Below are 13,422 nucleotides of genomic sequence, written 5' to 3'. Positions count from 1 at the left end.
GGGCGCCGCCGACTTTGGCCGCAGGCCAACCGGAGGCGGCGCGGGGGTCGCAGGGATTTGGCCGCAGGCCATCCTTGTAGAGAATCCGGCCCGCAGGGCCGGGTCCGCGAAGCGGACTCAAGCCGGGGCCGCGGGGCGGAGCGCCCGCGAGCAGCCGTCGCGCGTAGCGCGCTCCGGGCGCAGCCCGGGCGGGCCGCTTAAGCCCCTCGTGCCCTTCTTTGGTTCCTTTCTTGGGCAAGCAAGAAAGGAGCTCGCTGTCGGTCGACTACCGACAAGCTACGTCGCTCACTGAGCGGCAAGCCTAAGCCCACGCCGGGGCGGGACCCGGCAGTTCCGCCGCTCCCCGAGCGGCAAATCTAATACCGCCGTCGGTCGACTACCGACAAACTCCGCCGCTTCACGAGCGGCAAATCTAAGGCCGCTGTCGGCCGGCCACCGACAAGCTCCGCCGCTCAATGAGCGGCAAACCTAAGAATGCTCTGCCGGCTGGGAACCGGTATCCTTCTGGAAGAGTTCGCGCACGCCGATGATGAGCAGCAGTCCGGCAAAGAGCTTGGAGAGCAGCGGCCCTCCCGCGAGGCCGCCGAGCCACACGCCGAGAAAGACGGCGGGAAGGCCCGCGAGGATGCAGACGCCGGCGGCCTTCCAGCTGATGAGGTGGTTGCGGGCGTGCAGGAGGATGGACAGCACCGCGATGGGGAGGAAGAAGATGAGGTTGATGCCCTGCGCTTCAAATTGTTCCACGCCGCCGAAAACGCGCAGGTAGAGCAGCAGCACGGCCCCGGCGCCCATGCCGAGGGAGCCGAGCAGGCCGCTGAGAAGGGAGACGACGGCGATGACGATCCAGCTCATTGCAGCAGCAGGCGCACCGCGGAATAGAGCACGATGACGCCGAAAATGCGGTGGAGCCAGACGGTTTTGATCTTGGGGAGCAGCCATGCGCCGATCCCCGCGCCCACGAGGCCGAGCGGGATGAATTTTACCGCGCTCATGACGTTGAGGTAGCCGCGCGTGAGATAGAGAACGCTGCTGGCGATTGAAAGGGGCAGAATCACGGCGATCGAGGTGGCGTGCGCGCGCTCGGCGGGCAGGCCGTCCTTGTGGAGCATCGGCACCACCACCATGCCGCCGCCCGCGCCGAAGAGCCCGTTGAGGAGCCCCGCCGCCGCGCCGGTCAGGATAAATTTCAGATTTTTCATCGTTTCCTCCCAAAACAAAAAGGCACTGTTTGGAACTAGCTTTCCAAACAGTGCCTCAAAATATGCTTTTCAAGAATATGGATTGCCCCGACGGCGGGGTTTGGGGATCTGCCGCCCGCGAAGCAATTTACTTGGTCCCGAAGATGCGGTCGCCCGCGTCGCCGAGGCCGGGAACGATGTACATGTGCTCGTTGAGGTGGTCGTCGAGCGCGCCGACGTAGATCTGCACGTCGGGGTGGGCCTTCTCCATGGCGGCGAGGCCTTCGGGCGCGGCGATGATGCACATGAACTTGATGTTGGTGCAGCCGCGCGCCTTGAGCTGGTTGATCGCGTCGACGGCGGAACCGCCGGTGGCGAGCATCGGGTCGAGCACGAGGATGTCGCGCTCCTGGATGTCGGCGGGCAGCTTGCAGTAATACTCGACAGGCATATGGGTATCGGGGTCGCGGTACATGCCGATATGGCCGACCTTTGCGGCGGGAACGAGGGAGAGCAGGCCGTCGACCATGCCGAGCCCCGCGCGCAGAATGGGGATGAAGGCGATCTTGCGGCCGGCGATCACGTTGAACTTGCCGACACAGATGGGCGTTTCGACCTCGACCTGCTTCATCGGCATGTCGCGGGTGGCCTCATAGCACATCAGCATGGCGATCTCGTTGGTCAGCTCGCGGAACTCCTTGGAACCGGTGTTCTTGTCGCGCAGGAGCGTGATCTTGTGCTGGATGAGCGGATGGTCCATAATAAACGGCTTTGACATGTTACGTCCCCCTGTCAGTAGATATGGTGTGGTGAATTACCTGCTTTCCAAAGCGGAAATCTTGTCGATGCGGCGCTGGTGGCGTCCGCCCTCGAATTCGGTGTGGAGAAAGACGTCGGCCAGCTCGATCGCAAGCCCCGGGCCGATGACCCGGCCACCCATGCAGAGGGCGTTGGCGTCGTTGTGCATGCGGGTGAATTTCGCGCTGAAGTAGTCGGAGCAGCAGGCCGCGCGGATGCCCGGGACCTTGTTGGCCGCGATCGAGATGCCGATGCCGGTGCCGCAGAAGAGCAGCGCCCTTTCGCACTCGCCGGAGACCACCGCCTCGCAGGCGGGCGCGGCCATATCGGGATAGTCGCAGGACGCGCCGTCATAGGAGCCGAAATCCCTGTAGGCGATCCCCTGTTCGTCGAGCCAGGCGCGGACCTCCTCCTTGAGGGAGAAGCCGCCGTGGTCAGCTGCCAATGCGATCATATGCTTGAACCTTCTTTCGTCAGTTTGGCAAGGCGCTCGCGTTCCGCCTGCGGCAGGCGCAGGTATGCGGGCGCAAGGGAAGCGGGCAGCAGGACGTCTCCCCGGAGATACGCCCGTCCGGCCGCGAGCGCGGCCGACGACGCGCGCGGGAAGCGCAGCGCGGGCGAGGGAAGGGTGAGGTTTGCCACCCGATCTTTGAACATATTATAGCACATTTCCGCGCCGTCTCCAACAAGAAATACGCGCTCCCCAAACTTTTTCAGCCTCTCCTCGAGTGCGGAGAGGGAGACGGCCTCGTCGTCGGCCAGCCGCTCGGGGAAATCCCCGCCCGACCGGAAGAGCGCGGTGTAGACCTGGGAGCAGCGCGCGTCGAGCACGGGGCAGACTGCGGCGTCCATCCCCGAAAGGTTCCACGCGAGCGCCTCGAGGGTTGAGACGCCCACGCAGCCTTTGCCGAGCGCGTGGGCCATCCCCTTGACGGCGGAAAGCCCGATGCGCAGCCCGGTGAAGGAGCCCGGCCCGTCGGTGACGGCGAAGAGCCCGATCTCCGGAAGGGCGACGCGGGTCTGCTCCAGCAGGTTTTCGACCATCGGCAGGATGGTCTGGGAATGGGTCAGCTTCACATTGGTGAAGAACTCCCCCAGCAGCTTCCCCTCCTCGGTGACGGCGCAGGAGGCCGACTGGGAGGAGGTGTCGATCGCCAGAATCTTCAAAACCGTTCCCCCTCGATGGTGAGTTGGCGGGTGTCGTCGTCGACCCGCTCGAGCGTCAGCGTGATCGCGCCGGCGGGCAGCGCCCCCTCGATGTTTTCGCTCCACTCGATATAGAGCACGCCGTCCTGCTCGAGATAATCGAAAAAGCCGGTGGAATAGAGCTCGTCGAACCCGGAAACGCGATACATATCGAAATGATAGAGCGAAATATTACCATGCGTATATTCGTGCGCCAGCGCGAAGGTGGGGCTGGACACCTCGTCGGTGAGTCCCAGCCCGCGCGCCAGCCCCCGCGCGAAGGCGGTTTTGCCCGCGCCCATGCCGCCGCGGCAGGCGATCACGTCGCCCGGGCGCAGCTTTTCGGCAAAGGCGGCGGCAAATTCCTCCGTCTCGCGGGTGGAGCGGCTCAAAAATCGTATCACAGAGGTACCTTCCTTGCCATTCAAAATCAGAAGAGGCCGGAGATATGCCCGTCGGCGTCCACGTCGATCTGGTAGGCGGCGGGCGCTTTCGGCAGGCCGGGCATCGTCATGATGTCGCCCGTGAGCGCCACGATGAAGCCCGCCCCCGCCGACAGACGGATCTCCTTGACGTTGACCGTGAAGCCCTGCGGCCGCCCGAGCTTCGCCGGGTCGTCCGAGAGGGAATACTGCGTCTTTGCCACGCAGATGGGCAGGTCGGCCTTGCCGAGCGCCTCGATCTCCCGGATCATCTTTTCGGCCGCCGCGCTGTAGCTGACCGCCGCCGCGCCGTAGATGCGCGATGCGATCGCTTCGATCTTCTCCTTTATAGGGAGCGCGGCGTCGTAGAGCGGATGGAAATCGGACGGGTCCCCGCACGCCTCGACGACGGCGCGCGCGAGCTCCATGCCGCCCTCGCCGCCCTTCGCGAACACCTCGGAGAGCGCGAACCGGCAGCCCGCCTGTTTGCAGTATTCCGCGAGGATGGCAAGCTCCTCGTCGCTGTCCGCCGCGAAGCGGTTGATCGCCACGACGACCGGCACGCCGAACTTCTGCATGTTCTCCACGTGGGCCGCGAGGTTCACGAGGCCCTTTTTGAGCGCGTCCGGGTTGGGGACGCCCGTCTCCGTCTTGGGCACGCCGCCGTTATATTTGAGGGCGCGCACCGTCGCCACGAGCACCACCGCCGACGGGGAAAGCCCCGCGTAACGGCATTTGATGTCCATGAACTTCTCCGCGCCCAGGTCGGAGCCGAAGCCCGCCTCGGTGATCGTGTAGTCGGCGAGCTTGAGGGCCAGGCGGGTCGCGCGCACCGAGTTGCAGCCGTGCGCGATGTTCGCGAACGGCCCGCCGTGCATGAGCGCGGGGGTGTTCTCGAGCGTCTGCACGAGGTTCGGCTTGAGCGCGTCCTTTAAAAGCGCCGCCATCGCGCCGTTCACCCGGAGGTCGCGCGCGTAGACGGGGGTATTACTGTAAGTATAAGCGACGAGAATATCGCCTAAACGTTTTTTGAGGTCGGTCAGATCGGCGGCGAGGCAGAGGATCGCCATCACCTCGCTGGCGACGGTGATCATGAAGCCGTCCTCGCGCGGCACGCCGTTCACCTTGCCGCCCAGCCCCACGACGACGGAGCGCAGCGCGCGGTCGTTCATGTCCATGCAGCGCTTCACGAGGATGCGGCGCGGGTCGACGCCGAGGGAGTTCCCCTGCTGGAGGTGGTTGTCGAGCACCGCGCAGAGCAGGTTATTGGCGGCGGTGATCGCGTGCATGTCGCCGGTGAAGTGCAGGTTGATGTCCTCCATCGGCACGACCTGCGAATAGCCGCCGCCCGCCGCGCCGCCCTTGATGCCGAAGACCGGACCGAGGGAGGGCTCGCGCAGCGCGATAATCGCGTTTTTGCCGATCTTTTTCATCGCCTGGCCCAGCCCGACGGTCGTGGTGGTCTTGCCCTCGCCAGCGGGGGTGGGGTTGATGGCGGTGACAAGCACCAGCTTGCCGTCGGGACGGTCCGCCAGCCGGGCGTAGACCGATTCGGACAGCTTGGCCTTGTAGCGGCCGTAGGGCTCCAGCTCCTCCGGCAGGATCCCCAAGCGGTCGGCGATTTCATGGATGGGCAGCATGGACGCCGCCTGCGCGATCTCGATGTCAGTCTTCATGGCTACGGTCCTTTCCATACGATGTGATCCGCCGCCCGGCGGGCAGGGGGAACGCCCCCGTGATCAACGGCTGAAGAGGTTGCGGGAGGTGTGCATGTAGACCGAGAGCACAAGTCCCAGTCCCAGGTAGATGGAGAGCACCGACGATCCGCCCGCCGAGAGGAAGGGCAGCGTGATGCCGATGACGGGCAGCACCATGAGGCACATGCCCACGTTGACAAAGACCTGCGCGGAGATGAGGGTAAAGACGCCGACGCAGATGAGCCGGCCGAGGGAATCCTCCGCGCGGCGGGCGTTGTGGAGCATCTTGCAGCAGAGCGCCCCGAAGAGGGCGATGACGGCCAGGCACCCGACATAGCCGAACGATTCACCGATGAAGGCGAGGATAAAGTCGTTGTGCACCTTGGGGACATACTGGTGGCTGACGCCGAAGAGCCCCTTGCCCCAGATCTGTCCCGAGCCGATCGCGAGCTTGGCGTTATACTGCTGGTAAAGCCCGCCGAGCAGGTCGGCGTTGGGGTCGAAGAGCGCGAGGATGCGCTGCTTCTGGTCGGGGTTTATGACGTAGTTCCAGGCGAGCGGCGCGGCGGCCACCGCCGCCACCACCGCCGCGGCGACGTATTTCCAGCTGACGCCCGCCGCGAAAAGCATCCCCACAAAGATGAAGGCGATGACCAGCGCGGTGCCGTCGTCCCCCTGGAAGTGGACGATCAGGACGGGGATGGCCCCGTGCACGCAGATCGCCAGCAGGTTGACCGGGCGGTTGACCTGGTCGTGGAGCTTGTAGATGTGGTAGGCGAGCGTGAGGATTAAGGAAATCTTGAGCAGCTCGGTCGGCTGGAGGGTGAGCGGCCCGAGGCGCAGCCAGGACTTATCCTCGGGGCGCGCGGCGGTGCCCTCGCCGATCAGGAAGGTGAGCAGCACGAGCCCGTACATAAGCGGGACGTGCAGCTTCCAGAGGCGGCCGAGCGTGTGGTAGTCGAAGCGGGAGATGACGACTGCCGCGGCCGCGCCGATGGCGGCGGCGCCCGCCTGCACGGCGATCTGACGCAGGCCCACGTCGGCGGCGTTGATGGCGTTGCCCGAATCGTGGATGCCGCCGAGCAGCAGAACGCTGAAGGCGCTGAGGGCAAGGCACATCGCCCAGAGCCATTTGTCGGTCTGGCGGAGGTAGGAGGTCACAGCACGAAAAATCCGTTTCATAACACCTTTCCAGCCCTCTTGAAAGAGGGCTTCGGCGGAGAACTTTTGATGATTTGGCACGCGCCGGGCGGCGGGCGCAATACTCCTTCTTATTATAGTAAAAAGCGGGCCGACATGCAAGGGCGGCGGAATCCAAACAAACAAAACGTTTCGCCCGCCTTGCAAAGCGCAAAGCTCTATAAGTTTCGCCCGCCTTTTCAAAGGCGGCGGGGTCAAGGGGCGGAGCCCCTTGCCGCGCTTCGCAAAGCGCGGAAGCTCTATCCTGAGAAGCGATTTTTTGGTTCTTTTTTCAAGAAAAAAAGAACGGGGCCTGCTGCAACGCAATTTAAATTTTGTGAATATACGGTATATCTATTTTCTTCATATTATCTTACGGGAGTGATAGAATGGGGTCGTCGACGGTGACGAGACCGGGAGGCCGACATTTTAAAGTTGATCATAGAATGAATTTATGAAGGGGCCTATTTACTATGGATATGGACAACGAACATACCTGTCAGGACTGCGGCTATTACCATCAGCACTACATTTGGATGAACGGGTACCAATCCATCAATGCAGGGCACTGCATACACCCGCCGCGCGCCAAAAACTGCCGCCCGAGAATGGCGGCCTGCCCCAGATGGATTCCGCAGGACAGGGGTTACCGGGAGACTTTCCTCCCGACGGAGTAGCAAAGGCGCAAAAAAGGTCCCCCGCAAACGCGGGGGACCTTTTCAATGCTGTTTAGCGGGGGAATTTGATCGCGGCCTGCGCGGCGGCAAGGCGGGCGATCGGCACGCGGAAGGGCGAGCAGGAGACATAGTCCAGGCCGGTGCGGTGGCAGAACTCGACGGACGTCGGGTCGCCGCCGTGCTCACCGCAGATGCCCAGGTGGATGTCGGGGCGGGTCTGGCGGCCGAGCTTGACAGCCATTTCAACCAGCTTGCCGACGCCCTTCTGGTCGAGGTGGGCGAACGGATCGGACTCGTAGATCTTGTTCTCGTAGTAGTAGTCGAGGAACTTGCCCGCGTCGTCGCGGCTGAAGCCGAAGGTCATCTGGGTCAGGTCGTTGGTGCCGAAGGAGAAGAACTCGGCCTCGGTCGCGATCTCGTCGGCGGTGAGGGCCGCGCGCGGAATCTCGATCATGGTGCCGACCTCGTACTCCATCTTCACGCCGGAATCCTTGATGATCCTGTCGGCGGTGGCGACGACGACGTCCTTGACGAACTTGAGCTCCTTGACCTCGCCAACCAGCGGGATCATGATGAGCGGCTTGATGGTGTATTTGCCCTTCTTGGTGACGCTGAGGGCGGCGTTGATGACGGCGGTCGTCTGCATCTCGGCGATCTCCGGATAGGAGACGGCGAGGCGGCAGCCGCGGTGGCCCATCATCGGGTTGAACTCGTGCAGGCTTTCGATGACGGCCTTGAGCTTCTCAACGGTGATGCCCAGCTCGCCGGCGATCTCCTTGATGTCCTCCGCCTTGGTGGGCAGGAACTCGTGGAGCGGCGGGTCGAGGAAGCGGATGGTGACCGGCTGGCCCTCCATCGCCTCGTAGAGCGCCTCAAAGTCGCCCTGCTGGTAAGGCATGATCTTGGCGAGGGCCTTCTTGCGGTCCTCGGTGTTCTCGGCGACGATCATCTCACGCATCGCCTTGATGCGCTCGCCCTCGAAGAACATGTGCTCGGTGCGGCACAGGCCGATGCCCTGTGCGCCGAAGGAGAAGCCCTGCTTGGCGTCACGCGGGGTGTCGGCGTTGGTCCAGACCTGGAGCTTGCGGTATTTGTCGGCCCAGGCCATGAAGCGGCCGAAGTCGCCCGAGATGGAGGCCGCGACGGTCGGGACCGCCTGGCCGTAGATGTTGCCGGTGGAGCCGTCGATGGAGATATAGTCGCCCTCGTTGATGGTCATGCCGCCGAGAGTGAACTTCTTGGCGTCGTAATCGACCTCGATCTCGCCGCAGCCGGAGACACAGCAGGTGCCCATGCCGCGCGCGACGACGGCCGCGTGGGAGGTCATGCCGCCGCGGACGGTCAGGATGCCCTGCGCCACGGCCATGCCCTCGATGTCCTCAGGGGAGGTCTCGCGGCGGACGAGAACGACCTTTTCGCCGCGGTCGGCCCACTCCTTGGCGTCCTCGGCGGAGAAGACGACCTTGCCGCAGGCGGCGCCCGGGGAGGCCGCGAGGCCCTTGCCGATCAGCTTGGCGGTCTTGAGCGCGTCGGAATCGAACTGCGGGTGCAGCAGAGCGTCGAGCTGCTTGGGCTCCACGCGCAGGACGGCCTCCTTCTCGTCGATCATGCCCTCGTCCACGAGGTCGACCGCGACTTTGAGGGCGGCGGCGGCGGTGCGCTTGCCGTTACGGGTCTGGAGCATGTAGAGCTTGCCGTTCTCGATGGTGAACTCCATGTCCTGCATGTCCTTGTAGTGCTTCTCGAGGCGGTCGGCGATCTTTGCGAACTCGTCGTAGACCTCGGGCATATCCTCATGGAGGTGGCTGATCGGGGAGGGGGTGCGCACGCCGGCGACGACGTCCTCGCCCTGCGCGTTGATCAGGTACTCGCCGAAGAGCGCCTTCTCACCGGTGGCCGGGTTGCGGGTGAACGCAACGCCCGTGCCGGACTTGTCGCCCGAGTTGCCGAAGACCATCTGCTGGACGTTGACGGCGGTGCCCCAGTCGTAGGGGATCTCGTTCATGCGGCGGTAGACGTTGGCGCGGGGGTTGTCCCACGAACGGAAGACGGCCTTGACGGCTTCCATGAGCTGGACCTTGGGCTCCTGCGGGAACTCGACGCCCTTCTTCTCGAGGTAGAAGGCCTTGAAGCGCTTGACAAGCTCCTTCATGTCGTCGGCGGTCAGCTCGATATCCTGCTTGACGCCCTTCTCTTCCTTGACCTGGTCGATGATCTTCTCGAACTCGGGCTTGGGCAGCTCCATGACGACGTCGGAGAACATCTGGATGAAGCGGCGGTAGGAGTCATAGGCGAAGCGCGGGTTGTTGGTGAACTTCGCGAAGCCCTCGACGACGGTGTCGTTGAGGCCGAGGTTGAGGATGGTGTCCATCATGCCGGGCATCGAGGCGCGGGCGCCCGAACGGACGGAGACGAGCAGCGGGTTCTGGGGGTCCGCGAACTTTTTGCCGCAGATCTCCTCCATCTTGGCGAGGCCCTCGTAAATCTGCTTCTGGATATCGTCATTGATCTGACGGCCGTCGGTGTAGTACTGGGTGCAGGCCTCGGTCGAGACGGTGAAGCCCTGCGGAACCGGCATGCCGGCCTTGGTCATTTCGGCGAGGTTCGCGCCCTTGCCGCCGAGGAGCTCACGCATGTCCTTATTGCCCTCGGAGAACATGTAAACGAATTGTTTTCCCACTTTTTTTACCTCCATTTTGTTTGTTGACCACCGGAAAAACGGCGCTCGCTGCGGCAAGCGCCGAAACAGAGCGGTCCGCGCGGATGAAACGCACGCGGTCGGGGCGCCCGCGGCCACAGCGGGAAGCCTGTCTGCATGCATTTCATTATATCAAAGAATGTGTGTTTTTTCCAGCCCCTTTATACCGTTTTACACAAAAATTATTTCCAATATTACGACAAAATCCCCGCGCAATCTCTTGCAAACTGCTCAAAAACTTGCGATAATAAATGCATGGGAGGGCGGCGGAGCCGCCCGCGGCCCTGCAAAATACCGATGCGCAGGCGTTTTCCGGCCCCGGGCGGCCGGCGCGGCGCGGAAAGGCGGGATGGCTTTGGCCGCACAAGACAGGCGCACCTTTGCGATCATCCTTGCGGCGGGGGACGGAAAACGCATGAAATCCGACCGGCCCAAGGTGCTTTGCGAGGTGCTTTTTCAGCCGATGATCCGGTGGGTGGAAAACGCCGTGCGCGACGCCGGGATCGACGACATCACGATCGTGACGGGGGAGGGCGCAAAGCTCGTTGAGGCGGCGGTTTCCCCCGGCTGCAAATTCGTCTGCCAGCGGGAGCGGCGCGGCACCGGGCACGCGGTCATGGCGGCCGCGGACGCGCTGGCCGCGGGCGGCGACGCGCTCGTGCTCTACGGGGACGCCCCCTTCATCGAAGGAGGCGCGATCACCGCTGCCCTCCGGCAGCACCGCGCCGAGCAAAACGCCGTGACCCTCGTGAGCGCGCGGCCGGCTGACCCGTTCGGCTACGGGCGGGTTTTGCGCGGGACGGACGGCGGCGTGCGCGCCGTCGTGGAGGAGCGCGACTGCGACGAGGCGACCCGCGCGATCACCGAGATCAACGCGGGCGTCTACTGGTTTGACGCGGCGTTTTTGGCCGGGGCGCTCGAAAAGCTCACCCCCCAGAACGCGCAGGGGGAATACTATCTGACCGACGTGCCGGCCATCGCGGCCGCGGAGGGCCGCCGGGTGGGGGCCTGGTTCTGCGAGGACGCGCAGATCGTCCTCGGCGCGAACGACCGCAGGCAGCTGCTCGCGCTCAACACCCTCGCGCGCGAGCGGATGCTCTTGCGCCACCTGGATAACGGCGTCGACATCCCCTGCGCCGACGGCATCCTGATCGGCGCGCAGGTCGAGATCGGCCGCGACGCGCGGATCCTGCCGGGTACCGTCCTCGAGGGGAGGACGGTGATCGGCCCGGGCTGCGTCATCGGCCCCAACTCCTACATCAAGGATTCCACCGTCGGGGCGGGCACCCGCGTGCTCGCCTCCTACCTGACCGACTCGACCGTGGGGGAGGGCACCCGCATCGGGCCGTTCACCCAGCTGCGGCCCGACAGCCACATCGGGGACGGCGTGAAGATCGGCGACTTTGTGGAAGTCAAGAATGCGACGGTCGGCGACGGGACGTCGATCGCGCACCTGACCTATATCGGCGACAGCGACGTGGGCCGGTACTGCAATTTCGGCTGCGGCGTCGTGACCGCCAACTACGACGGCAAGAAGAAGTTCCGCACCACCGTCGGCGACCGGGCCTTCATCGGCTGCAACACCAACCTGATCCCGCCGGTCCGGATTGGCGAGGGCGCGTACACCGCCGCGGGTACGACGGTGGATTCCGACGTGCCCGCCGGCGCGCTGGCGATCGGGCGGGTGCGGCAGGAGATCAAAGAGGGCTGGTCGGACGACAACATCGCCTTCAAGGCGGACAAAAAATAAAGGGCTGAACGGGAAGGGGAAAGGCGGCATGAATCTTCACGGGAAGGACATCAAAATTTTCGCTGCAAACGCGACTCCCAAGGTGGCGGCGCAGATCGCCCGCAACCTCGGGCTGCCGCTCGGCAAGAGCGAGGTCAGGCACTTTTCCGACGGGGAGATCTCGGTGAACATCGGCGAGTCGGTGCGCGGCTCCGACGTGTTCGTCGTGCAGTCGACCTGCCGGCCGGTCAACGACAACCTGATGGAGCTGCTCATCATGATCGACGCCTTCAAGCGCGCGTCGGCCGGGCGGATCACGGCGGTCGTCCCCTACTACGGCTACGCGCGCCAGGACCGCAAGGTCAAGGCGCGCGAGCCGATTTCCGCCAAGCTGTGCGCCAACCTCATCTCCGTCGCGGGCGCCGACCGGGTGCTTACGATGGACCTGCACGCCTCCCAGATCCAGGGCTTCTTCGACATCCCCGTCGACCATCTCCAGGGCGTGCCGCTGCTCGCCCCCTATTTCGGCTCCCGCTTTTCGGGGGAGCCGCGCGAGGAGATCGTCGTCGTCTCCCCCGACCTCGGCTCGGTCGCCCGCGCGCGCAAATTCGCCGAGCGGCTCGACGTGTCGTTGGCCATCGTGGACAAACGCCGCCAGCGCGCCAACGTCTCGGAAGTCATGAACATCATCGGCGACGTGCGCGGCAAAAAGGCGATCATCGTCGACGACATGATCGACACCGCGGGCACCCTCTGCAACGGCGCGCAGGCGATCCTCGAAAAGGGCGGCGCCAGCGAGGTGTACGCCTGCGCGACCCACGGGGTGCTCTCCGGGCCCGCGCTCGAGCGGATCGAACAGAGCTGCATCAAGGAGCTCGTCCTACTCGACACCATCCCCATCCCGCCTGAAAAGATGCTCGACAAAATCACCATGCTGTCGGTCGCGCCCGTCTTCGCGGAGGCGATCGAACGCATCTACGAGGACAAGCCGGTGTCCCCCCTCTTCGTCTGACGCCGGCGCGAAATTCACAATCCAGAGACGGGGTATCCGACGATATCCCGTCCTTTTCCCGTCTGTGGGAAGAAGGAGCGGTTCCATGTTTTTGAAACGCCAGACAAAAACCCTCTCCGCCCTGCCGCGCGGCCCGGTGGAGTATCTCGTCGTCGGCTTGGGGAACCCCGGCCGCGACTATGAAAACACCCGCCACAACGCGGGCTTCCTGGCCGTCGACGCCCTCGCCGAAAAGCTGGGGGCCAAAATCGACCGGCTCAAATTCAAATCCCTCTGCGGCGACGCGATGATCGGCGAGCACCGGGTGCTGCTGATGAAGCCCTCCACCTTCATGAACAACTCGGGCGAGGCGGTGCGCGACGCGATGCAGTTTCACAAGATCCCCATCGAGCAGGTGCTCGTCCTCTTCGACGACGTAAGCCTCGACGTGGGCCGCCTGCGCATCCGGCGGCAGGGCAGCGACGGCGGCCACAACGGCATCAAAAGCATCATCTACCTGACCGGGAAGGACACATTCCCCCGCGTCAAGATCGGCGTGGGCAAAAAGCCCCGCCCCGATTACGACCTGGCCGCGTGGGTGCTCGGCAAGTTCCCCGCCGACCAGGCGGAAACGCTCGACAAGGTGTTCGACACCGCCGCCCGCGCCGCCATACTCATCGTCGACGGCAAGATCGAGCTTGCGATGAACCGCTACAACTCTTAGGCTTTTTGGTTTGCCGCTCATTGAGCGGCGGAGTTGCCGGGTCCCGCCCCGGCGGCCGTTTAGATATTCCGTCCCGGGGACGGAGAGCCTGTCGGTAGTCGACCGACAGCGAGTTCCTTTCTTGCGTGCCCAAGAAAGGAACCA

At 64.2% G+C, this 13,422-nt stretch carries 12 protein-coding genes; 3 read left to right on the top strand and 9 right to left on the bottom strand.

The window, feature by feature from the left end; all coding sequences use genetic code 11:
- Positions 1-468 precede the first annotated feature (468 nt).
- The 9 genes from RCI06_RS12980 to ppdK form a co-directional block, all read right to left on the bottom strand.
- Entirely contained in the window at positions 469-852 is a 384-nt protein-coding gene (locus RCI06_RS12980; protein WP_306576313.1) for a sulfite exporter TauE/SafE family protein, read from the bottom strand.
- Positions 849-1,199: a sulfite exporter TauE/SafE family protein gene (locus RCI06_RS12975; protein WP_101548773.1), complete on the bottom strand. Its 351-nt coding sequence runs from the start codon at positions 1,197-1,199 to the stop codon at positions 849-851. Before RCI06_RS12975 ends, RCI06_RS12980 begins: the two co-directional genes overlap by 4 nt.
- Positions 1,200-1,326: 127 nt before the next feature.
- Complete coding sequence (gene upp / locus RCI06_RS12970; protein WP_101548775.1) at positions 1,327-1,956, bottom strand: uracil phosphoribosyltransferase; 630 nt, start codon at positions 1,954-1,956, stop codon at positions 1,327-1,329.
- A gap of 36 nt (positions 1,957-1,992) precedes the next feature.
- Positions 1,993-2,430, bottom strand: coding sequence for a ribose 5-phosphate isomerase B (gene rpiB, locus RCI06_RS12965; RefSeq protein ID WP_101548777.1), 438 nt, complete (start codon positions 2,428-2,430; stop codon positions 1,993-1,995).
- Positions 2,427-3,143 (bottom strand): tRNA (adenosine(37)-N6)-threonylcarbamoyltransferase complex dimerization subunit type 1 TsaB, encoded by a 717-nt coding sequence (gene tsaB / locus RCI06_RS12960; protein ID WP_306576312.1) that lies wholly within the window; start codon positions 3,141-3,143, stop codon positions 2,427-2,429. Before tsaB ends, rpiB begins: the two co-directional genes overlap by 4 nt.
- Positions 3,140-3,565: a tRNA (adenosine(37)-N6)-threonylcarbamoyltransferase complex ATPase subunit type 1 TsaE gene (gene tsaE / locus RCI06_RS12955; protein ID WP_306576311.1), complete on the bottom strand. Its 426-nt coding sequence runs from the start codon at positions 3,563-3,565 to the stop codon at positions 3,140-3,142. Before tsaE ends, tsaB begins: the two co-directional genes overlap by 4 nt.
- 26 nt (positions 3,566-3,591) lie before the next feature.
- On the bottom strand, positions 3,592-5,259 hold the full coding sequence (locus RCI06_RS12950; RefSeq protein ID WP_306576310.1) for a formate--tetrahydrofolate ligase: 1,668 nt from the start codon (positions 5,257-5,259) through the stop codon (positions 3,592-3,594).
- A 63-nt stretch (positions 5,260-5,322) separates the two neighbouring features.
- Positions 5,323-6,462 (bottom strand): FtsW/RodA/SpoVE family cell cycle protein, encoded by a 1,140-nt coding sequence (locus RCI06_RS12945; protein ID WP_101548783.1) that lies wholly within the window; start codon positions 6,460-6,462, stop codon positions 5,323-5,325.
- A gap of 726 nt (positions 6,463-7,188) precedes the next feature.
- Complete coding sequence (ppdK, locus tag RCI06_RS12940) at positions 7,189-9,816, bottom strand: pyruvate, phosphate dikinase (RefSeq protein WP_306576309.1); 2,628 nt, start codon at positions 9,814-9,816, stop codon at positions 7,189-7,191.
- A 373-nt stretch (positions 9,817-10,189) separates the two neighbouring features.
- Here ppdK and glmU point away from each other — a divergent pair, with 373 nt between their 5' ends.
- The 3 genes from glmU to pth all read left to right on the top strand — a co-directional run bounded on the left by glmU (position 10,190) and on the right by pth (position 13,278).
- Positions 10,190-11,584, top strand: coding sequence for a bifunctional UDP-N-acetylglucosamine diphosphorylase/glucosamine-1-phosphate N-acetyltransferase GlmU (glmU, locus tag RCI06_RS12935; RefSeq protein WP_306576308.1), 1,395 nt, complete (start codon positions 10,190-10,192; stop codon positions 11,582-11,584).
- Between the two features lie 28 nt (positions 11,585-11,612).
- Entirely contained in the window at positions 11,613-12,575 is a 963-nt protein-coding gene (locus RCI06_RS12930; RefSeq protein WP_306576307.1) for a ribose-phosphate diphosphokinase, read from the top strand.
- A gap of 85 nt (positions 12,576-12,660) precedes the next feature.
- Positions 12,661-13,278: an aminoacyl-tRNA hydrolase gene (gene pth / locus RCI06_RS12925; RefSeq protein ID WP_276873050.1), complete on the top strand. Its 618-nt coding sequence runs from the start codon at positions 12,661-12,663 to the stop codon at positions 13,276-13,278.
- Positions 13,279-13,422 lie beyond the last annotated feature (144 nt).

Source organism: Anaerotruncus massiliensis (ex Togo et al. 2026) (genome assembly GCF_030825285.1).
In the GTDB taxonomy this organism is placed as follows: Bacteria; Bacillota; Clostridia; order Oscillospirales; family Ruminococcaceae; genus Anaerotruncus; species Anaerotruncus massiliensis.
This window is presented reverse-complemented; position numbering and strand designations above follow the sequence as displayed.

Coding starts and splice junctions, on each gene's coding strand:
- RCI06_RS12930 (WP_306576307.1), top strand. CDS start 11,613: ATGAATCTTCACGGGAAGGACATCAAAATTTTCGCTGCAAACGCGACT.
- RCI06_RS12980 (WP_306576313.1), bottom strand. CDS start 852: ATGAGCTGGATCGTCATCGCCGTCGTCTCCCTTCTCAGCGGCCTGCTC.
- RCI06_RS12945 (WP_101548783.1), bottom strand. CDS start 6,462: ATGAAACGGATTTTTCGTGCTGTGACCTCCTACCTCCGCCAGACCGAC.
- pth (WP_276873050.1), top strand. CDS start 12,661: ATGTTTTTGAAACGCCAGACAAAAACCCTCTCCGCCCTGCCGCGCGGC.
- RCI06_RS12950 (WP_306576310.1), bottom strand. CDS start 5,259: ATGAAGACTGACATCGAGATCGCGCAGGCGGCGTCCATGCTGCCCATC.
- rpiB (WP_101548777.1), bottom strand. CDS start 2,430: ATGATCGCATTGGCAGCTGACCACGGCGGCTTCTCCCTCAAGGAGGAG.
- upp (WP_101548775.1), bottom strand. CDS start 1,956: ATGTCAAAGCCGTTTATTATGGACCATCCGCTCATCCAGCACAAGATC.
- RCI06_RS12975 (WP_101548773.1), bottom strand. CDS start 1,199: ATGAAAAATCTGAAATTTATCCTGACCGGCGCGGCGGCGGGGCTCCTC.